Below are 24,429 nucleotides of genomic sequence, written 5' to 3'. Positions count from 1 at the left end.
CATTTTTTTTATCAAAATTGTTAAATAACACACATTTAACCAAAGTAATACAGTTGTTAAAAGAAAAAAACTACAATTTTAACACTCCCTTGTGTAAAAAAACAATATTTTTAACCTACCAATTTAATAAACAGCGCTTTACTTATGAAAAAAACTACACTATATTGTTTTTACCTGTTTCTTATTTCATTCCTACCATTATCTGCGCAAGTACTTAATGAGCCAGCAAACTGGCCAAGTACTTCATGGACTATCTCTGGTAGTTATTATGTAAGTGCAGGTTTATTTGAAGGCAATCCACTCATTAACCCCAACTTTGCCTATGATGATTACGCATCGGGGTCTGGAGTACCTAACCAAATTGCAGCAGAATCACCTATCATTGACTTGAATTCTGCCGTGACTGCGGGGGAAACCGATATTTTTGTTCAAACATTATATGTATATAATTTTGAAGCATCAGAAACCCTCGTGCTTCAATACTATAATGCAGACACTGGCAACTGGGTAAACTGGCAAGCTCCTTTTAATAGCGACACTCCTGGCTTTCCGCCAGCAGATGATTACTGCTCAGGTACACAAGCTAATTTTGTGTCACAAGCCTTAGATGTTTCAGGATTTTCTGCTAACCAATTATCTAATTTTCAATATCGTTTTTATTTTAATGACAACAGTTCATGGGCTAAAGGATTTTGCTTTAGCAGTCCTACTATATATTCCGATGAGCCCATTACATGCTTTATTCCTTCTAATTTAAGCGTTGTAACGTTTACAGACACAACTGTTACCTTAGACTGGAATCCTGGCGATATGGAAACTGCTTGGGAAGTTGCTGTAGTACCAACCGGCAGTACAACACCATCATCAGGAACATCAGCTACTACTAATAATAACTATACATACAACGGATTATCTGAAACAACCACCTATGATGTTTACGTACGGTCTGACTGTGGAGGTGGAGATTATAGCGATTGGTATGGCCCTATTAGCTTTACCACAGCCATGAGTACACCCACGCCACCATCAGGTGTAAGCTGTACTTCTGGCACCGGCACATACATGTATATTGAAGAGTTTGACAACTCAACAGGGTGGACAGGAGACGTAAATAGCGGAAATGGTTCTTGGGAAATCCCTAACGGTTCTACAACGGTAGGCACCGGGCCTTCTAGCGCCTACAGCGGTTCTAATTATATGAACTTTGAAGCTACAGCCACCATGAATGGCGATGTGGGTACTATTATTTCTCCTGCTATTGATTTAGCCAATGTTACCGGAGAAGCAGAACTATCATTTTACATGCATGCCTTCGGATTACATATTGGTACTTTTGAGTTGGGTATTAGCACATCTCCTACAGGTACATTTACAACAATATTTACTTTAACCGATCAATACCAAACAAGTGCCACCGACCCTTGGTTACCTGTTGGTATAGACATTACAGCATATGCAGGACAAACAATTTACTTACAGTTTAAACAAACAGCTGTAGACGGTCCACTTGGCGATATGGCTATAGACTTACTAAGAATTGAAGCCTGTGGTAACTTTTGTATTACACCAACTAGTATTACAACTTCAGATATTACAGATACCAGTGTAGATATTTCTTGGACTTCTAATGGCAACGAAACTTTATGGGAATATGTGATACAGCCCGCAGGTACAGGTATTCCAACTTCGGGAACAGAGGTAACCACAACTTCATTAGATGATATTAGCGGCTTAACACCTGATACTGATTATGAAGTATACGTTAGAGCTATTTGTGCTACAAACTTCTTTAGCAATTGGGAAGGACCAGCAAACTTCACTACATCTATTCAAACCGATTTTATAGTAGACTGTGGTTTAGCTCCAACCAATATGACTTATTGTTATGAAAATCTTGAAAACACTACATTCCATTTTACCTCAACAGATCCAAATCAATACTTACTCCTTAATTTTAATTCAGGGATGGTAGAAGATGGCGGAGACCAAATAACCATATATGATTCAGATGCTACTACTATCCTATATCAAGGGTATGGAACTTCAGGAGATTTATCAGGGCTATCCTTTCAGGCTACAGGGTCTGAAATTTATTTAGAAATTATTTCTAATACAAACGTGAGTTGTGATGACGGCGGAATTTCTACCCCCTTAGACTTTGATGTTTCATGTATATCTTGTTACTCTCCAACAGTAGACTACCAAGTAATTGGAAATTGTGTTATAGGATTAGATTTTAATGTAGAAGTAAATATTACCGCTATGGGATCAGCTTCATCACTGGTTATTTCAGATGATGCAGGCCTTTATAGCCAAACTGTGAACTCCGCAGGTGTATACACATTTGGACCATATGCGTTTTCAAACCCAATTGAATTTCAAATAACAGACCCTACAGATAGTAGCTGCTCAATAACTAGTCCTCCGCTAGTGCCAGTAGATTGCCCTCCAATAGTAATTTCTGATACTGATTACACCGTAGACCAATTAATTAAAGATGTTTTAATTAATGAATCATGCTCTACAGCCAGTAACATTCAATACTCTACAGGAAGTAATTATGGAAATGTAAACGGAATAGGATCATTTTCTGCCGCTTGGAACTTCCCTATTCAGGAAGGTATTATTTTATCTACAGGGGATATTTTTACGGCTGAAGGACCTAATGTTGCAAATCATAGCGGCGGAACTACAACCTGGCCTTCAGATGCTGATTTAACTGCTATCTCTGGCCCTGGATTTAATGCCTCTTATATAGAATTTGACTTTGTTCCGCAAGTGGAACATATTAGTTTTGATTACATATTTGCATCAGAAGAATACCTTGCTCAATTTGAATGTAATTTTTCTGATGTATTTGCGTTTTTGCTAACCGATCAGAATGGAAACACTACTAATATGGCAGTATTGCCAAACAGTAATATTCCTGTTACGGTAGTAAATGTACATGGAGGCATAGGCGCTTGTGGACCAGCAAATGCTCAATATTTTGACACCTATAATGCTAGTGGAACTGGAGAAATTGATTTTAACGGACAAACGGTTGTACTTACCGCAGAAAGCGATGTGATACCAGGGCAAACTTATCATTTAAAATTAGCTATTCAAGATAATGGGGATTCTAATTATGACTCTGCAGTGTTTTTATCTTCACACACTTTAAACTTAGGTTTTTGTCCTCCTGATAATAACTTTATATGCTATGCTACACCATTAACTACACTTCCTTTAGCAGATGAAGGTTCGGTTGATGGTTATGCTTATGACCTACAAACCGCTTTTGACCAAACTAACGAACCAGTAGGCTCTTGCTACAGCAGTGGGTTAGATGGCACAGTATGGTTTGAGTTTGTTGCGCCTCCAACAGGAGAAGTAAAAATAAATACCTACCACCCAACAGGAGCTACAACAGATGTAGAATTTGCTGTGTATAGCAGCAATAGTTCTTTTGACTGTACCGATATCACCACCTTAGGTAGTGAAGTGGCCTGTGCTTCTGGCAGCACCACCTTAAGTTTGAACGGCTCTAATGCATTAACTCCAGGAGAAACTTATTATATTCAAGTAAACAACCCAGATGATTTATTAGATTCATTTGGTATTGAAGTATTATACTTTGGTTGTTCATCAACCTCTTATACTACTCCAACTATTGTACCTGATTGCACAAATGATGAATTCTCAATTTCATTTAATGTAACTGATTTAGGAAATGGAACACCTGTATTAACAGACGGCACAACGGTATGGAATGTAACGTTAGGAACTAATTTAGTAGGTCCTTTTACTAATGGCACAAACGTTTCTTTAGTATTAGAACATGGATTAGATACCGATTGCGATATAGATTTAGGAGCATTTACGTATGTATGCCCACCAGAATGTGCTTCAAATGTGGTGATAACTGATAATGGAAGTTGCGGAAATTATCCTGCTGACATTACCTGGGATACTACCTTAGATGCAGAAGGTTATTATATTTCTATGGGTACCTCTCCAGGTGGCACGGATATTTTAAATAATATTGATCTAGGAAATGTAACAGCTTACACAACTGATTTCTTAACGGTTGCCACTACCTACTATGTTACTATAACACCTTATAATACTTTTGGAACTGCTACTAGTTGTACTGAATATAATTTTACTACAGCAGCTACACCATGTTATTGTGAGTCTATTCCAACAAGTAATGATCTTGCAGGTATTACCAATGTTACTATAGAGTCAACTTCTAATAGCATACCTGATGTTACTTATTACGAAATAATACCAGTAGTTTCTATAGAACAAGGTGCTAATGCAACAGTAGACATTACATTTGCTACCGGAATACCATACGACGCGAATATTTGGATTGATTTTAATGATAATTATACATTTGACGCTAGTGAACTAGTTTACTCTGGTACCTCAGCTAGTGCCAACCCTACTGTCTTAAGCGCCACCTTTACGGTACCTGCTTCTGTTGCTGTAGGGCAACATAAAATGAGAATTGGCACTGCATTTGACGGACAAACACCACCAAACCCATGTTACAGTGGTCCACAAGGAGTAACTATTGATGCTAATATAGATGTAATACCTATGCCATGTAGTGCAGCAGCATATGCTAGTGCTACAGTTGTAACTAGTTGTACCACTTCACAGTTTTATGTTGATGTTGATATTACAGACTTAGGCAATGGTGCACCAAGCATTACAGATGGTACTTCTACTTGGCCTGTTACCGCTACAGGTATTACACAAGTAGGGCCTTTTGCTGATGCTTCTACCGTAACATTAACGCTAGAACATGGTACAGATACTACTTGTGATGTTGATTTAGGTAGTTTTACTTATACATGCCCGTTTGTTTGTAACCCTGCATCGTATACTACAATTGATATTGCCGAAGATTGTGTAAACTCACAATTCTACGTTTATATTGATATTACCAATATTGGAGACGGTAGTTCTGTAGTTACAGACGGAATAAGCTCTTGGCCAATAACCACTACAGGAATCACACAAATAGGACCATTTTTAGATGGTGATAATGTTACCTTAACCTTAGAGAACGGAACCAGCGCTAGTTGTTCTGAAGATTTAGGTTCCTTCACATATACCTGTCCGTTTGTTTGTAGTCCGGCAGCATATACTTCAGCCACTTTAAATGCAGACTGTGATAACTCACAATTTTATGTAGATGTAGATATTACAGACCTTGGAAATGGTACACCAGCTATTACAGATGGTATTACTACATGGCCAGTAACCGCTACAGGAATTACTCAAGTAGGACCTTTTGCTGATGGTACTAGTACAGTTCTAGTATTAGAGCACGGGTTAAATAATGCCTGTGATGTTGATTTAGGAACATTCACTTACACATGCCCGCTTGTTTGTAGCTCAGCCACATACACTACCGCTACGGTAAACGAAGATTGTGACAACGCACAATTCTATGTAGATATAGATATTACTGATTTAGGTAATGGTACACCAAGCATTACAGACGGTACCTCCACTTGGCCTGTTACCACTACAGGTATTACTCAAGTAGGGCCTTTTGCTGATGCTACCACTGTAGCCTTAACTTTAGAACATGGTACTGATGCTACTTGTGATGTCGATTTAGGAACATATACATATTCTTGCCCGTTTGTTTGTAGCCCTGCAACGTATGCTTCTACTACAATAAATGAAGATTGCGATAACGCTCAATTCTATGTAGATATAGATATTACTGATTTAGGAAATGGTTCCCCAGCTATTACAGACGGAACTACCACTTGGCCTATTACCGCTACAGGAATTACTCAAGTAGGACCTTTTGCTGATGCTACCACTGTAGCCTTAACTTTAGAACATGGTACTGATGCTACGTGTGATATTGATTTAGGAACGTATACTTACACTTGTCCGTTTGTTTGTAGCCCTGCAACGTATGCTTCTACTACAATAAATGAAGATTGCGATAACGCTCTATTCTATGTAGATATAGATATTACTGATTTAGGAAATGGTTCGCCAGCTATTACAGACGGTACTACTACTTGGCCTATTACCGCTACAGGAATTACTCAAGTAGGACCTTTTGCTGATGCTACCACTGTAGCCTTAACTTTAGAACATGGTACTGATGCTACGTGTAATGTTGATTTAGGAACATATACATATTCTTGCCCGTTTGTTTGTAGCCCTGCAACGTATGCTTCTACTACAATAAATGAAGATTGCGATAACGCTCTATTCTATGTAGATATAGATATTACTGATTTAGGAAATGGTTCCCCAGCTATTACAGACGGAACTACCACTTGGCCAATTACTACTACAGGAATTACTCAAGTAGGGCCTTTTGCTGATGCTACCACTGTAGCCTTAACTTTAGAACATGGCACTGATGCTACGTGTGATGTTGATTTAGGAACATATACATATACATGTACGGTTACAACACCACCTGCAAATGATGATGCATGTAATGCCACAAACTTAACGGTATTAGACTTAAGTAACGCGGGAAGTACACCAGGAGATGCGTTTACCACAATAGACGCTACTTCGCAAATTAGTGAAACAGTACCTTCATGTTTTAATGGTTCTATAGAAGGATCTGTATGGTTTAGCTTTACTGCTCCTTCAACCGGAGAAGTATTAGTTACTACAGATTTAATAGGAGGCACATTATTAGATACAGAAGTAGCTGTTTACAGCAGCTTAGGTGCAGATTGTAATGATGTAAGCGGACTTAGCCCTATAGCATGTATGCAAGACAATGGTTCTAATATACCACAAAGCACAGCTATCTATTTTGATGGTACTACCAATGCTACATTAACACCTGGAGCTACCTATTATGTACAGGTAGACGCTGGTACACTAGGAGCACAAGGTACATTTGGTATAGAAGTTATTAATTTAGATACCACTACCACAGCTTCAACTGACGCAGTTAACTTCACATATTATCCTAACCCGGTTAATCATAACATTCTAAATATAAGAGCTAGCAAACCAATGAACACAATTGAAGTTCTAAATATTTTAGGACAAAGCGTATTACACCTTACCCCAAACAGTAGTGAATATGCAATTCAAATGCACGACTTGGCTGCAGGAAACTATTTAGTAAAAATAACTATTGGTGATCATCAAGAAATTGTAAAAATCATTAAAGAATAATTTTAAAATTTAACATAAAGCGCTCATTTGAGCGCTTTTTTTTATATTAAAAACGTTGCTTAGTGAAAATAATCTTTTATTTTTACCTCTGATATTATACATACCTAAATCCTTGTTAGAAAGGATATTCCCCACAGTCTTTTATGAGTTGTTCTCGTTTTAAAAAATAAAACTAGGAACACATGACCTATACTATTTTTTATCTATTAATATAGATGAAAAATATGCACTTGTATTATTACTTAAACACCAATTTGTTTTAAATCAACAACCAATGAAGAGAACTCAGTTCCTACTATCTCTATTTTTCATTTTTTCATGCATTCTAGCAAAGGGACAAGTATTAAATCAATCTGCCAACTGGCCTAGTACCAGTTGGACTATTAGCGGTAGCTACTATGTAAGCACCGGAGTATTTGAAGGAAACCCTTTAATCAATCCTAATTTTGCTTATGATGATGCAGCTATTGGCGGCTTCAATAGTATTGCCGCAGAATCTCCCATAATTGATCTATCCAGTGCATTTTATGCGGGTGAAACCTACATTTACATAACTGCGGATTATGTTTACAATAACAATGGACCAGACCAATTAATGTTTCAATATTATGATACTACAACTGGTACGTGGATTAATTTAGATGCCCCATTTGACACCGATACTCCATCTGCTCCTACAGATAATTACTGTGCAGGAATATCGCAAACTTATGTATCTAGTGGTCTAGACATTAGTGGGTTTTCTTTAGCTCAATTAACCTCGTTTCAGTATAGAGTTTTCTATACTGATGGAAACAGTAGCGCCTATGGTTTTTGTGTTAGTAGCCCCTCTATATATTCTGCCGGACCACCACCCTGCCCAGAACCAACAAATATAACTTTTGATCCATCTGACGATACTACAGTTACCATATCTTGGACACCAACAGGTAGTGAAAACCAATGGGAAGTAGCCGTAGTACCTACAGGCAGCACTACCCCTACTAGTGGAACTACATCTTATAACAATACCAACTTTATTTATAACGGTTTAACAGCTGAAACTACTTACGATATTTATATACGCGCTATTTGCGGTACTAATATAGAAAGTAACTGGGTAGGCCCTGTTACTTTCACTACCTCTGATAATACACCTACTCCACCCTCTGGAGTAAGTTGTACAACAGGGTACAATAGCTTTATTTTTGTAGAAAATTTTGATGTCCCTGGAGATTGGACTGGTGATTTGAATTCAGGAGGAGGTTCATGGGAAATCCCAGACGGATCTACTTCTGCCTCTACCGGACCAAACACTGGTTATAACGGCAGCAACTTCATGAATTTTGAAGCTTCAGGAGCATCCAGTGGAACTGTAGCAGAAGTTATCTCTCCAGCTATTGATTTAACTGCCATAACAGGAAACATAGAGCTATCGTTCTATCTTTATGCTTATGGCGCTGGCATGGGAGATCTTGAAGTTGGTATTGGTAATTCTATAAGTGGTTCTTTTACATCTATTTTTAATTTTTCAGGTGATTACCAAACCTCAGGAAATGATGATTGGCTACCAGTGGGTATTGACTTATCCGCATACGCAGGACAAATTATTTACTTACAGTTTAAGCAGACACATCCTGCTACCTCTCCTGTGGGAGACATGTCTATTGACTATCTACGTGTAGAAGCATGTAGTGACGTATGTCTTTCTCCAACTTCTATTCAAGTTTCAGACATACATGATAATAGTGTTGATATAAACTGGATCCCTAGTAGTATTGAAACAGGATGGGAATATGTAATTGTACCTACAGGGAGTGGGGTTCCAACAGGTTCTGGAACTCCTAGTACCACAACATTTCTTGATGATATACTGCTAGACTATAGCACTTCTTATGACATTTATGTACGCTCTGAATGTGCCCCAGGTATTTACAGTGATTGGGCTGGCCCTGAAACATTTGAAACCGAAATAGCAACAGACTATGTTGTAGACTGTGGCACATCTGCCAGTACTAACATTAATTATTGCTATGGCGATAATGATTCAACGCTATTTAGTTTCACTCCTTCAGATGGTAGCTCTTTATTAAATGTATTTTTCAATTCAGGAATGGTAGAAGACCTTAATGATGAAATTTTGATTTATGATTATGATATGACCTTATTATATTCAGGGTATGGATCTTCTGGAGATTTAACAGGCCTCTTTTTTACCTCTAGCGGACCTGGTTTATATATTCAAATAGATTCTGACTCTACCAATAGCTGTGAAAGTGGAAGTGTAACGCAACCGCTAGATTTTATAGTTAGTTGCCTAGGTTGCACCAATACTCCTGAAGCTATTTACACGGTTGTAAGTGATTGTGCTAACGGACCACAATTTATGGTAAATGTAGAACTTACAGATATGGCGGGTGCATCTAACATTGTTATTAGTGACAACCAAGGAGGAGCTCCATTAACAGTTTCTAGCCCATCTATTTACATTATGGGGCCTTATAGCAACAATACAAATGTGGTAATTAACCTTGCAAATGGAGATATACCAAATTGTAATGTTTATAGTAACCCTCTTACACAATCAACTTGCCCTCTTATACCAAGTGTAACATGTAACACAATAGATGCCGGTGAAGATGTTGATATAGATTGTGGTATTACAGATGTTGACTTAAATGCGAGTTTTATTTTTTCAGGTACCGATACAAACACTTATCAATTAAGTAGTATTGGATGCGACCCAGATACTACTCCGGGAACCTCTGCTAATGTAGTTATTGATGACCGGTACTCTAATGCTATTGACATAGGATTTGATTTTTGTTTCTTTGGTGGTATTTACAATCAGTTAGTTATTGGTGCCAATGGAGTAGTATCATTCGACACTACCTTAGCAGGCCAAAACTGTCCATGGGCATTCACCCAATCAGTACCTAGCCCTAACCTTCCATTAAATGCTATTTTTGGAGCTTATCAAGATTTAGACCCTGGAGTATGTGGTGCTATAGAATATGCACAAAGTGGTACCGCCCCTAATAGATCATTTATTATTAATTATACTGATGTTTGTTTTTATAGCTGTACTAATTTAATTGCTACAACTCAAATCATCATACATGAAACCACCAATGCCATTGAAATTAACATTATTGACAAACCAGCTTGTGCATCTTGGAATTCAGGTAATGCAATTGTTGGAATACAAAATGCAGATGGAACACTTGGCTATACACCACCGGGCAGAAATACCGGTACATGGATTGCTCAAAATGAATACTGGAGATATGTACCTTCTGGGCCAGCCAATTACACTTTTGAATGGTTAGAAGGCGGAAACTTTGTTAGCAATGATGCCGATATTACTGTAAACCCTTTAGATACTACAACCTATACAGCCCAAATAAGCTATAACACTTGTGATGGTTCTGTAGTTACACTAACAGATGATGTAACAGTAAATGTTACAACACCTGTAGATGAAAACGAATTTACTAGTGACAACGCTACTACATTAACACCTATAGAGCTTAACCAAGCTGGGCTAGGCACCACATATCCATTTGATTTTAGTAATTATATTTTAGAACCACAAGAACCTGTAGGCTCTTGTTTTACTAGTGGTATTAACCAAACACAATGGTATACTTTTACAGCCCCTACATCTGGACAAGTAAAAGTAGCTACCTATTTACCTTCTGGTTATACAGATATTGAACTAGCAGTTTTTGAAGCAGATTCTACTGCTTGTACCTTTTTAACCACACCTACTACAGAAATAGGATGTACAAACACCTCCACCTTTTTGGAGTTTACAGGAAGCAATAGCTTAACACCAGGAAATGCTTATTTTGTGCAAGTTAATCAGGTTACAGGTAGTGCTCCTAACTTTAACATTGAAATCATAGACCTTGAATGTACCCCTATCACATATAGTTCTGCTATTATTGATCCTGATTGTTCAAACGCACAATTTTATGTAGATATAAATATTACAGGACTTGGGAATGGATTATATAGTACCGTTACAGATGGTACTAACAACTGGGATATTACCGGACTTGGTGTTATGCAAGTAGGTCCGTTTACAAATACCTCTACAGTAAACTTATCATTAACGCATGGTATTGATAGTACATGCGATGTAGATTTAGGTAGTTTCAACTATTCATGCTCATTAGTATGTAGCCCGGTGCTCTATAATAATGTAACCGTTATAGATGATTGTGCTAATGACCAGTATTTTGTAGAACTAAACATTTCTGATTTAGGAATGGGCGGGTCTGCTATTACAGATGGTAGTAACAGTTGGAATTTATCTTCTACAGGTATAATTCAAGTAGGGCCTTTCACTAATGGCTCAACGACGCAATTAGTAATTGAGAATCTAATGGACAGCTCTTGTAATGCGGCTATTGGTTCTTTTACTTCTACTTGCTGTGAGCCTTTAACCTATGCCAATGCAGCGGTATTTGAAGACTGTGCAAACAATCAATTTTTTGTAACAGTAGATATTACCGATTTAGGTAATGGCACACCAACCATAACAGATGGTACTACCACATTACCTATTACTAATTTAGGCACTATACAAATAGGACCTTATACCAGTGGCAACACCTCTCCTAATATTATACTGAATGACGGCTGTCAAAACAACAACTTAGGTACTTTTACCTATGCTTGTGTTAGCTCATGTAATGCACCAAGCTATACCGTAGCAAGTGTATGGGCAGATTGTAATAACAATCAGTATTATGTAAATGTAAATATTAATGACCTTGGAGATGGCTACCCTTATATTACAGACGGCACTACCAATTGGAATGTGACCTCATTAGGAACCACTCAAGTAGGTCCGTTTGTAGATGGAAGCACCACACTACTAACCTTAAAACACGGAGGATTGAGCACTTGCGATGTTGATTTAGGTTCTTTTACTTACACGTGCCCATTACCATGTACACCTACGGTTATTGCTAGTGCTAGTATAGTAGACGACTGTGCTAACGATGTATTTTATGTAGATGTTGATGTTACAGACTTAGGAAATGGTACACCAACCATAACCGATGGCACTAATACATGGCCTTTAACTGCTATTGGGGTTATACAAATAGGACCTTTTAGTGATATAAGCACGGTTACTTTAAATGTGTTACATGGGGCAGACGCTTCTTGTAATACCTTAATAGGCACCTATAGTTCTACTTGTTGTGTGGCACCTGAATACGCAAATGCAACCGTAACACCATATTGTAGCAACGCCCAGTTTTATGTAGATGTTACTATTACTAATTTAGGTAATGGCACACCTACTATAACAGATGGTACATCAGTTTGGAATGTAAGCAGTGTTGGAGATATGCAAGTAGGGCCATTTGCTAGTGACACTAATGTGGCATTAACATTAACACATGGTTCAAGTTCTACTTGTGATGTTAATTTAGGTACCTTCACCTATTCTTGTCCGTTTGTTTGTAATGCGCCTAATTATGATTCGGCAGTTATAAGCGCAGATTGTAGCAATACAGAATTTTATGTAGATGTTGATGTATCTTATTTAGGAAATGGCACACCAACCATCACAGATGGCACCAATACATGGCCAGTAACGGCAACAGGCATTACACAAGTTGGTCCGTTTACAGACGGTACTTCGGCAATACTTACCTTAGCTCACGGAACCGATACAGGCTGCGATGTTGATTTAGGAAACTTTACCTATACATGCCCGGCAGTATGTTCAGCCCCTGCATATGCTTCTGCTACCGTTAATGAAGATTGTAATAACAACCAATTCTTTGTTTTAGTAGATGTAACTGATTTAGGTAGTGGTATGCCAAGCATTACAGATGGCACAAACACTTGGCAAATAAACAACACAGGTATTAGAGTTGTAGGACCATTTGCTAGTGATACCACTGTAAACCTACTATTAGAAAATGGCACCGATGCAACCTGTGATGTAGACCTAGGCTCGTTCACTTATACTTGTCCGTTTGTTTGTAGCCCAGCCAGCTACAGTACCGCTGTTATAACGGAAGATTGTAACAACAGTCAATTCTATGTAGATGTAACCATCACAGATTTAGGTAATGGTACACCAGCCATTTCAGATGGAACAAATATTTGGACGGTAACAACTACTGGTACTATGCAAGTAGGTCCGTTTGTAAATGGAGCTAATGTAGCATTATTACTAGAGCATGGTACCGATGCTAGTTGTAATATAGATTTAGGAAACTTTACGTATACCTGTCCAGTTTTCCCTCCGGATAATGACGACACTTGTAATGCTATACCATTAAACGTACTTGATTTAGCAACTGCAGGAAGTACCCCTGGAGACACTTATACTACTGTAGGCGCCACAGCTGTAGGCAATGAACCTATACCTTCTTGTTTTAATGGAAGTATTGACGGTTCGGTATGGTTTAGCTTTGTAGCCCCACCATCTGGAGAAGTATTAGTAACTACCGACTTATTAGGAGGGTCTTTATTAGATACAGAAATTGCTGTGTACAATGCCGCAGGAAGTTATTGTAACGACCTATCTACTTTAGCAGCACCAGAAGCATGTATGCAAGATAATGGTATGAACATAGCACAAAGCGAAATGATTTACTTTGACGGCACTACCTACGGAACTTTAATTCCGGGAGATACGTACTATGTTCAAGTAGATGCTGGTACGGTAGGTTTACAAGGTACTTTTGGTATAGAAGTAATAGACTTAGATAGTACCAATACACAAAATGTAGATTCTGTAAGCTTTAGCTACTACCCTAACCCAGTTAATCATAACATTTTAAATCTTAGAGGTAGCGAGCCAATCTATTCTATAGAAGTATTTAATATGTTAGGTCAAAAAGTAACCTATCTTACTCCTGAAACCACCGTATACACAATGGAAATGCATGAGCTAGCCTCTGGTAATTACCTCGTAAAAGTAATGGTAGGTGACAGTCTTAAAGTTATTAAAATAGTAAAAGAATAATTCTTTTACCCATAATATTAAAAAGCCCTGCTTACTAAAAGCAGGGCTTTTTTTATAAACATATCAATAGTATTATAAGACTGGCACATGTTATTATAGCACTGTATGACTATTCGCCATAGTCTGTACAAATTTACATTGTTCCTAATGTATTACCTCATTTCCATACTACGCCAAGACTAGTTACCAATTAAATAGAAAGTATTACTTAATTAAATGCAAAACCAAGGTGTATTTTCTTCCCTACTATAAGGTACAAAAAAACCCGGAATGTAAATTCCGGGTTTAAACTCTTAACACAAAGTTTTTAAACAATAGTAATGTTTCTTAGGGATTTGTTGCTAATGCATCCATGCTACTCCAATTGGTAACATTTTTAATCTCATTATTATCAAATTCAACCTCGCTTAAACTTTTCTTATTATCAGTCCAGAAGAACCAAGTATTAACTTTTTTACCCTCGTCATACGTAGCCATAGCAATTTTCTTACCAGCATCATCAAAAGCTACCCATTCTCCATGCGGTTTTCCATCTTTAAAAAATCCAATCTGCGTTACTACTCCTTCTTCATTAGTATATGTTGCTTTCACTAAATCTCCTTGTTTCTCTAAAACCGGCTTTTCTTGTTGAGCAAATCCTGCTAACGTAAAAACCATTGCCAAAGTGAATATAATTTTTTTCATACCGCTCTAAAATTTAAAGTTCATTTTCCGTCTTTCTCTATAACAAATATACTAAAATTTTACATACACCAAACATTTACATAACATTAAATTAACATTGAAACGATAAAATACTGATTTACAGTTGTTTAAATTAAAAACACCTGTTAACATGAATTACTTCACAATTTTATTTATTAAGAATAACTAACTTACTACATTTGCACTTTCAAAAAACATCTGTTAAAATGTATAGAAGTCACACTTGTGGAGAGCTGCGTTCAGCACATATAAATCAAGAAGTTACACTTTCAGGGTGGGTACAAAAAGTTAGAGATAAAGGGTTTATGGTTTGGGTTGATGTAAGAGACCGTTATGGTATTACACAACTTATATTTGATGAAGAACGTACCCCGAAAGCTGTTTTTGAAAAAGCACAAGGTTTAGGAAGAGAGTTTGTAATTCAAGTTACAGGTAAAGTAATTGAAAGGGTTTCTAAAAACCCTAATATCCCAACAGGAGATATTGAGATACTAGTGACCGATCTTACAGTTCTTAACACTGCTAAAACACCTCCATTTACTATTGAAGATGAAACTGACGGTGGTGAAGATTTAAGAATGAAGTACAGATACTTAGATATTAGACGTAACCCAGTTAAAAATAGCCTTTTATTTAGACACAAAGTAGCTATGCAGGTACGTAACTATTTATCTAACGAAGGTTTTATAGAGGTTGAAACCCCTTATTTAATTAAATCTACTCCTGAAGGAGCTCGTGACTTTGTGGTTCCATCTAGAATGAATGAAGGGCAGTTTTATGCATTACCACAATCTCCTCAAACTTTTAAACAGTTATTAATGGTAGGTGGCATGGATAAATATTTCCAATTAGTGAAATGTTTTAGAGATGAAGACTTACGTGCAGACCGCCAACCTGAGTTTACTCAGATAGATTGTGAAATGGCTTTTGTTGAGCAAGAAGACATTTTAAATATTTTTGAAGGCTTAACACGCCACTTGCTAAAAGAAATACATGGCTTTGAAATAGCATCGTTCCCAAGAATGACCTATGCAGAGGCAATGAAAAAATATGGTAACGACAAACCAGACATTCGTTTTGGGATGGAGTTTGGCGAACTAAACGAAGTAGCACAACACAAAGACTTTAAAGTTTTTAATGATGCTGAATTAGTAGTAGGTATTGCAGTACCAGGTGCTAACTCTTATACCAGAAAAGAAATTGACAAATTAATTGACTGGGTGAAGCGCCCACAAGTAGGTGCTTTAGGTATGGTGTATGTAAAATGTAATGAAGATGGTTCTTTTAAATCTTCTGTAGATAAATTTTACGACCAAGAAGATTTAGCTAAATGGGCTGAAGCTACCGGAGCTAAACCAGGAGACCTTATTTGTATTTTATCTGGTGCTACTAACAAAGTAAGAGCGCAGCTTAGTGCTTTGCGTATGGAAATGGCAGAACGTTTAGGCTTGAGAAAACCAAACGAGTTTGCTCCATTGTGGGTTGTAGACTTCCCGCTATTAGAATGGGACGAAGAAACAGCACGCTACCACGCAATGCACCACCCATTTACCTCTCCTAAACCAGAAGACTTTAGTCTTATTGAAACCAATCCGGGAGAAGTAAGAGCAAACGCTTATGACTTGGTATTAAACGGTAATGAAATTGGAGGTGGGTCTATAAGAATTCACGACAAAGAATTACAAAGCCGTATGTTCTCTTTATTAGGATTTACACCAGAACAAGCACAAGAGCAATTTGGTTTCTTAATGAATGCCTTCCAATACGGTGCACCACCACACGGAGGTTTAGCCTTTGGATTTGACAGATTAGTTGCTATCTTAGGAGGACAAGAAACGATTAGAGACTTTATTGCTTTCCCTAAAAATAATTCAGGACGAGATGTGATGATTGACGCTCCTGCTACTATTGACGATGAGCAATTGAAAGAACTACATATAAAACTGAATGTTTAATTTTAAAATCCCGTTTACACGGGATTTTTAGACTTGTACTATGCCAAATACACAAAACAAATCGATACTTACTCGGTTTTTGTTATGGAAAACAAAACACATTCCGCAACGTAACTTTGTGTACATACTAAGTATACTGGTGGGGCTAATTGCAGGGTTAGGTGCTGTAACCTTAAAAAACCTTACGCACTTTATTCAACATTTGTTAGAAGCCAAAGTAATTAGTGATTATCACCACGCATTCTACTTTGTATTTCCTATTGTGGGGCTTACCATTACTTTCTTAATTAAAAAGTATGTGATAAGACATAATTTTGGTCATGGGATACCTTCTACTTTAAAGGCTATTGCTAAAAAGAAAGGTATTATGAAACAATATCAAATGTTCTCTGCATTACTTACAGCACCTTTTACAGTAGGTTTTGGTGGGTCTGTAGGACTAGAAGGGCCTACGGTTTCTACCGCAGCAGCTATGAGTTCTAATATCTCAAGATTGTTTCATACCAACCAATCTACAAGAACTTTACTTATTGGTTGTGCCTCTACAGGTGCCATAGCGTGTATTTTTAAGGCTCCTATTGCCGCTATTGTATTTGCTATAGAGGTATTTAGTTTAGATCTTACATTATCATCATTATTACCATTATTAATAGCTTCTATTTCTGGGGTATTATTATCCTATTTCTTTTACGGATCAGATACTATTTTACCCTTTCAATTAGAAGATAAATTTAGCTTAAACCAAGTTCCTTATTTTGCGTTTCTTGGTATTTTAACCGCGTTAACTTCAATATACTTCACCAAGGTATATAAATTTTTTCACGATTATTTTGAGCGTATATCATCTCCCATAAAACGACTTTTAATAGGTGGTTTAGGGCTAGGTGTTATTGTGTTTTTTATCCCTCCACTTTATGGTGAGGGGTTTGATGTTATAAACAACGTATTAAAGGGCAACTACAACGAAGCGCTAGATAACAACTTTATGCATATTGAAATTCATAATGCATGGTTTATTATTAGTATGTTAGCTGGTTTGGTTGTTTTTAAAATTATAGCTAGTGCGTTTACTTTTGGTGCTGGAGGTATTGGAGGTATTTTCTCGCCTAGTTTGTTTATGGGCTCTGTATTAGGGTGCTTTTTTGCAAAACTAATTAATACCCTAAACTTTTTAAACTTTGATTTATCTGAGAAAAATTTCACCTTAGTAGGTATGGCAGGTGTATTAGGTGGTGTATTACAAGCCCCTTTAACAGCTATATTTCTTATAGCAGAACTTACAGGAGGGTATAAATTGTTTTTACCCTTAATGATAACAGTAGCAATATGCTTTGCTATTACCAAATACTTTTTACCATACTCGGTATATAGTATGGAGCTTGCTAAAACAGGAGACCTTATTACACACGATAAAGATCAGGCGGTACTAACCTTAATGAACTTAGAAAGTTTAATTGAGAAAAAATTTGTTCCGGTACATCCGCAAATGAACTTAGGTGAAATTGTACACAAGGCAGTGATAAAGTCTAACCGTAATATCTTCCCGGTGGTAGATCTTGAAACCAATGCCTTAGAAGGTATTATATTACTAGATGATATTAGACCTATCATGTTTAACCAAGAGCTATACAAAGAAATTTTAGCAGAAGATGTGATGCAAAACGCACCTGCTGTTATAGACCTTGAAAACGACCGTATGTCTGAAGTAATGCAAAAATTTCAGGATAGTAGTGCCTGGAACTTACCAGTGATTAGCAATCAAAAATATGTAGGCTTTATTTCTAAGTCGAAGCTTTTAACTGCCTACCGAAGAAAACTAATTACCTTTACCCAACAATAAATAAACTCTGGTATTTAATATAAACAACATGAAACGTCTTATACAAATTGTCTTTTTTTTAATTATTGGTGGAGTCATTTATGGCACCTATACATTAATAAGTGGAGATAAAGTAAATGGAGACCGTATTATGGGTATCTGTGTATTGGCTACCTCTTTTATTTTAATGCCACTTTTTATTTATCATAGATGGAAGGGTAAGGACATTCGTAATTACATGTTAACCAAGGAAAATCTTGACAAAATGAATGATTCTTCAGGAGAAAAAAACAAAAAACACTGATAATCAATTCATTTAAAAAAAATAAATTTCATTTTTCTTGTCTTAGTCTCGAAATTTAACATTACTTTTAGCCCATAATTATTTTATTACATTTATAATGACAGGTACAGTTAAATTTTTCAATGAATCTAAAGGGTTCGGATTCATTACAAACGACGAAACAGGTAAAGACATTTTTGTGCACGTAACAGCACTTAAAGGAGTTACTTTATCAGACGGCAACAAAGTAGAATATGTTGAAGAAGAAGGTAGAAAAGGATTAGTAGCAGCTGACGTAAGAATCATCGGCTAATTTCAAGATATAGAATATTTTATTTTGACTAAAAGAAAAGCAACCCAATGGGTTGCTTTTTTTATGGAAAAAACTGCTATTAATATAACTCTATAGAATTGTTACAGCTTTATTTTAACTATCTTTAATAAAAAAGGAAAATTAAATTATAGTATAATATCTCAAAAAACATTTCTAATGAAATATGGTCTATTACATCTTATTCTGTTTTTCATTACCTACACGAATACCTATGCCCAGGATACTGTAAATCCACTCCCTACAAATCCTTATGAATCATTTTACAATGATAATTTCAGCCATCTTAAATTTGAATACAATGATTCGTTGAATATTTTAAATTTATCAAATAACTGGGATTTTGATGGTGATGGGATTTCTGATAATCTAAAGTTTATTGGAAAAGGAGGTGTTCATTTATATTTCTATTTAGAAGTACAACTTAGCACCAATAACACGCTGTTTAAGTTTAAAGACTTAGATACAGACATGCCTTATTTAGGAGATGTATCAGAATTAAAATCCGTTAAAGAAGATGATTTATTCCCTTCCTTTGTGATATCTGATTTCAATGGAGATGGTATCAGCGATATTTATTTCAATACAAGCTTATCAAGCAATCCGTTACCTCAAAAAAGGAATAGACTAATCACCTTTAAAAATGGTAAAGCAATGCGAAAGGATTTTAATTCAAATTCCGTTTCTCAATAAAAAAGCGCTTCATAAGAGTAGATGCCTCTTCGGCCATACAACCTCCTTCTATGGTTGTTTTAGGGTGTAGTTTGGTTCCCATAACACCACAACCACGGTGTTCATCAGTAGCACCATATACTACTCTACTTATCTGACTCCAATACAAGGCACCAGCACACATTTGGCAAGGCTCTAAGGTTACATACAAGGTACAATTTTTAAGATACTTACCTCCTAAAAAATTAGCTGCCGCAGTAATAGCTTGCATTTCGGCATGGGCGGTAACATCATTAAGAGCTTCTGTTAGGTTATGCGCACGCGCAATAACTCTATTATCTATTACAATTACAGCACCCACAGGTATTTCGCCTTTTTCAAAAGCCACTTCTGCCTCTTGCAAGGCTTTTTTCATAAAATAAGCATCATCAAGTATGTTTTCCATGAAGTAAAAATACAAATAAAAAAGCTCCAATTACAGCACCAACTAAGCAACCGTATCATCCTCAAATAATTTCATCTCGCTTATTGTGTAAACATTGTAATAGAACTAACAAAGAATGATAAATAATTGTAATTTTGCCCACGGTAATGAGTCAAAATCTGTTAGCACATATTAATTCTCCAAAAGACCTGCGTGCGCTTGATGCAACACAGCTGGAACAACTTTCTAAAGAGTTGAGAGAATTTATTATTGATATTGTAGCTACCAAAGAAGGCCATTTAGGAGCAAGTTTGGGTGTGGTAGAACTTACTATTGCGCTTCATTACATTTTTAATACTCCAGAAGATACCCTAGTGTGGGATGTTGGTCACCAAGCATATGGCCACAAAATACTTACGGGTAGAAGAGATGTATTTGGCACCAACAGATTATTAAATGGTATTAGTGGTTTCCCTAAAATTAGCGAAAGCGAATATGATAATTTTGGTACAGGACACTCCTCTACCTCTATATCTGCTGTATTAGGTATGGCTATGGCCGCTACCCTAAAAGGAGAATTAGAAAAACATCATATTGCAGTAATTGGCGATGCTTCTATTGCTAGTGGTATGGCCTTTGAAGGACTTAACCATGCTGGGGTTACCAATGCCAATATGCTGGTGATATTAAATGATAATGCCATAGGTATAGACCCAAGTGTTGGTGCATTAAAAGAATACCTTACTAAGGTAAAAACCCATCCTAAGCTAGCAGAACACAACATTATAAAGTCGCTTAACTTTAACTATAGTGGCCCCATAGATGGTCATAACCTTCCGTTATTGCTAAAAGAACTTACACGCTTAAAGCACGTGAAAGGGCCTAAATTTCTGCATGTAATAACCACCAAAGGAAAAGGTTTAAAACAAGCAGAAGAAGATCAGGTTACGTATCATGCTCCAGGAAAATTTGATAAAATTACCGGAGAACGTATTAAAAAACCTTCTCTTGAGCCTACACCTCCCAAATATCAAGATGTATTTGGGCATACCATAGTAGAACTAGCCAAACAAAATAATAAAATTGTAGGTATTACACCTGCTATGCCAACCGGAAGCTCTTTAAAATATATGATTGAGGCTTTACCCGATAGAGCCTTTGATGTTGGAATTGCAGAACAGCATGCTGTAACCCTAGCCGCGGGTATGGCTACACAAGGCATGATTGCATTTTGTAATATCTACTCAACATTTTTACAAAGAGCTTACGACCAGGTGATACATGATGTGGCTTTACAAAAACTACCGGTTATATTTTGTTTAGACCGTGCAGGCTTGGTTGGTAGAGATGGTGCTACACACCATGGTGTTTTTGATATTGCCTACTTAAAGTGTATCCCCAACCTTATCATATTTGCACCAAGTAATGAAGTAGAGTTACGTAATATTATGTACACCGCACAACTTGGTTTAGATAATCCCATAGCCATTAGATACCCCAGAGGAACTGGAGTTACGATTAACTGGAAACAACCTTTTAAAAAAATAACGATTGGTAAGGCTAAAGAAATTAAAAAGGGTACAATAATTGCTGTACTTTCTATAGGTACCATAGCTAAAAATGTTAGCTTGGCTTTAGAAAACATTTCAGCGCCTAACAAAGTTAGCCATTACGATATGCGATTTGTAAAACCACTAGATGAACAACTACTACATGAAATATTTAAAAATCATGCGGCTGTTATAACTGTGGAAGATGGTTGCATAACGGGTGGGTTTGGTGAATCTGTTATAGCCTTTGCCAACCAACATTTATATACGCAACGTATTTACCCTATGGGAATACCAGATTCTTTTGTAGAACATGGAAATACAAATTTATTACAAGAAATTTGTAAAATTGACGTTTCAAGTATTAGAACAAAAATAGAAGAACTATTAACTAAACTATAATAGACCATTAATTAAGCATGAAGGTTTTTAAATTGCTACTTATACTACCGTTTTTAATAACAATTCAGTTAAAAGCACAAGATTCTACAAGGGTAAAAAGACTTCCAATGGAACAAATTCTAAATCTGAAATTTGACTATGTAGACCGTGATGCTCCATTGAAAAAAACGGAAAAGAAAAAAACCAAAAAAGCTAAAGTTATTCCACCTCCACAATGGACAAAAAGTAACAAGCTAAACACAACCTTAAATGAGGTGGCATTCTCTAACTGGAGTGCTGGGGGTGAAAATTCTATTTCTATGCTTAACAAAGCAACCTTTGTAAGAAAGTATGAAGACCAATACATGCAATGGAATAATGAAATGGTTTTAAAATACGGGCTTAACTTGCAAGAGGGACAAAAAGTTAGAAAAGCAGATGATGCAATAAACATCAACTCTACGTTTGGTTATAGAAAAGATTCTCTATCCTATTGGTTTTACTCTGCTAAAATGACCTTTAATACTCAGTTTGCAAATGGTTATAATTATCCTGATAGAGACAATCCTATTTCACGTTTAATGGCTCCTGGGTATTTATTTGTTGGTTTGGGTATGGAGTATTCTGATACACCAGAACAATTAACTGCATATTTCTCTCCTGCTACCTATAAGGCTACTTTTGTATTAGACCAAAGACTAGCAAACGCAGGGTCTTTTGGTGTTACCGGTGCCAAATATGATATGAACGGAGACATTATTGAAGAAGGTAAAAAGTATATGGGTGAATTTGGTATTTTGGTTTCAGGGTCATGGGAAAAGCAACTCTACGAAAATATGACAATGAATAACAAAGTAAGCTTTTATACAGATTATGTTAATTCTTTTGGTAATATAGACGTAGATTGGGAAATGTCTATAGACCTTACCGTTAATAAATTTGTGAAGGCAAATATTGGTACCCATATTAAATATGACGACGACGTAAAGTTTGTGGAAGCTGAAGACGAATACGGTAACGATGCCTCTTATGGTGCTAGAATGCAGTTAAAGCAGTTACTAGGAGTAGGTTTAAGCTACTCCTTCTAAACTACACCAATTCAGCTAACAATTGATATGATTTTAGACGCTCTTGGTGATCGTAAATATGCGAAACCACCATAAGCTCATCTATATTTGTTTTAGCTATAAATTCTTCTAATTGCGTTTTTATAGTTGGCTTATCTCCTATAAATGAATAGGTAAGCATTTTATTGGCAGCCTCAGCGTGGTATGGGCTCCAAAGCGCATCCATATTTTCTACAGGGGGTGGCATTTTACGTAAATTACCCGTAATAATACTCATAAACACCTGCTTTAAGGTGGTAGATAAATACTGTGCATGCTCATTTGTATCGGCTGCAATAACATTTACACATGCCATTACATAAGGTGTTTTTGTAGCACCAGAACTATTAAAGTTCTTTCGGTATATCTCAATAGCATCCATAAATTGGGCAGGTGCAAAATGACTTGCAAAAACATAAGGTAACCCTTTAGCAGCTGCTAAGTAAGCACTATCTGTACTAGAGCCTAAAATATACATAGGCACTGAAACACCTTCTGCTATATAAGCTCTTACTTGCACCCCTCCATTATCATCAGATAAAAACTTCTCTATTTTTTCAATTTCATACGGAAAATGCTGTGCCGCCGTCATACGGTCGCTTCTAATTGCTTGAGCAGTCATAGGATCTGTACCTGGTGCTCTACCTAATCCCATATCAATTCTATTTGGGTATAAGTGTGCCAAAGTACCAAATTGCTCAGCTACTATTAACGGACTATGATTGGGGAGCATCACTCCACCAGAACCTACACGTATTTTTTGTGTATTACCAGCTATATGCCCCATTAACAAAGTAGTAGCCGCACTGGCTATGTTGGGCATATTGTGGTGTTCTGCTAACCAGAAACGTTGGTATCCTAAGCCTTCTGCATGTTGCGCTAATGAAACGCTATTGGCTAGCGACTCTGATACGGTAGCTCCTTCTGATATGGGAACTAAATCTAAAACAGATAGGGGAAAATTATTTAGGGGACTTTCATTCATCATCTTACTCATTTAAAAAAACAAAATTACAAAAAAGAAAATCACTTCTCCTATACTAAGTGATAGTGC

Annotated in this window: 12 protein-coding genes; 9 read left to right on the top strand and 3 right to left on the bottom strand. The window is 36.7% G+C overall.

From position 1 onward, the window contains the following. Positions 1-144: 144 nt before the first annotated feature. Positions 145-7,170, top strand: a complete 7,026-nt coding sequence (locus tag Y10_RS05740) for a choice-of-anchor L domain-containing protein (RefSeq protein WP_281764407.1) — start codon at positions 145-147, stop codon at positions 7,168-7,170. A 274-nt stretch (positions 7,171-7,444) separates the two neighbouring features. Further along, on the top strand, positions 7,445-14,149 hold the full coding sequence (locus tag Y10_RS05735) for a T9SS type A sorting domain-containing protein (protein WP_281764406.1): 6,705 nt from the start codon (positions 7,445-7,447) through the stop codon (positions 14,147-14,149). Positions 14,150-14,476: 327 nt separating this feature from the next. Here the strand turns inward: Y10_RS05735 and Y10_RS05730 are convergent, their stop codons facing one another. Beyond that, positions 14,477-14,833, bottom strand: coding sequence for a toxin-antitoxin system YwqK family antitoxin (locus Y10_RS05730; protein ID WP_281764405.1), 357 nt, complete (start codon positions 14,831-14,833; stop codon positions 14,477-14,479). Positions 14,834-15,060: 227 nt separating this feature from the next. Between Y10_RS05730 and aspS the strand changes: the two genes are divergently transcribed. The 5 genes from aspS to Y10_RS05705 all read left to right on the top strand — a co-directional run bounded on the left by aspS (position 15,061) and on the right by Y10_RS05705 (position 19,935). Continuing rightward, positions 15,061-16,809, top strand: coding sequence for an aspartate--tRNA ligase (gene aspS / locus Y10_RS05725; RefSeq protein WP_281764404.1), 1,749 nt, complete (start codon positions 15,061-15,063; stop codon positions 16,807-16,809). Between the two features lie 40 nt (positions 16,810-16,849). Beyond that, positions 16,850-18,649 (top strand): chloride channel protein, encoded by a 1,800-nt coding sequence (locus tag Y10_RS05720; RefSeq protein WP_281764403.1) that lies wholly within the window; start codon positions 16,850-16,852, stop codon positions 18,647-18,649. Between the two features lie 28 nt (positions 18,650-18,677). Further along, entirely contained in the window at positions 18,678-18,932 is a 255-nt protein-coding gene (locus tag Y10_RS05715; protein WP_281764402.1) for a hypothetical protein, read from the top strand. Positions 18,933-19,029: 97 nt separating this feature from the next. Beyond that, a complete protein-coding gene (locus Y10_RS05710) occupies positions 19,030-19,224 on the top strand; it encodes a cold-shock protein (protein WP_281764401.1) in 195 nt (64 codons plus the stop codon). 177 nt (positions 19,225-19,401) lie between these two features. Further along, entirely contained in the window at positions 19,402-19,935 is a 534-nt protein-coding gene (locus tag Y10_RS05705) for a hypothetical protein (protein ID WP_281764400.1), read from the top strand. Here the strand turns inward: Y10_RS05705 and Y10_RS05700 are convergent. Then, entirely contained in the window at positions 19,910-20,359 is a 450-nt protein-coding gene (locus Y10_RS05700) for a nucleoside deaminase (protein ID WP_281764399.1), read from the bottom strand. The two genes, Y10_RS05705 and Y10_RS05700, sit on opposite strands and share 26 nt — an antisense overlap. Positions 20,360-20,505: 146 nt before the next feature. Here Y10_RS05700 and Y10_RS05695 point away from each other — a divergent pair, with 146 nt between their 5' ends. After that, on the top strand, positions 20,506-22,290 hold the full coding sequence (locus Y10_RS05695) for a 1-deoxy-D-xylulose-5-phosphate synthase (protein WP_281764398.1): 1,785 nt from the start codon (positions 20,506-20,508) through the stop codon (positions 22,288-22,290). Positions 22,291-22,397: 107 nt separating this feature from the next. Next, positions 22,398-23,357 carry a DUF3078 domain-containing protein gene (locus Y10_RS05690; protein WP_281764397.1) on the top strand — a complete coding sequence of 320 codons (960 nt, stop codon included), beginning with the start codon at positions 22,398-22,400 and terminating at the stop codon, positions 23,355-23,357. 1 nt (position 23,358) lies between these two features. On the opposite strand, the gene Y10_RS05685 is transcribed toward Y10_RS05690, so the two are convergent. Then, positions 23,359-24,363 carry an LLM class flavin-dependent oxidoreductase gene (locus Y10_RS05685; RefSeq protein WP_309297819.1) on the bottom strand — a complete coding sequence of 335 codons (1,005 nt, stop codon included), beginning with the start codon at positions 24,361-24,363 and terminating at the stop codon, positions 23,359-23,361. Between the last annotated feature and the right edge of the window lie 66 nt (positions 24,364-24,429).

It is taken from the genome of Neptunitalea lumnitzerae (assembly GCF_027924185.1).
In the GTDB taxonomy this organism is placed as follows: domain Bacteria; phylum Bacteroidota; class Bacteroidia; order Flavobacteriales; family Flavobacteriaceae; genus Neptunitalea; species Neptunitalea lumnitzerae.
Note: the sequence above shows the minus strand (reverse complement) of the source record. Positions and strands in the feature narration are given on the sequence as shown.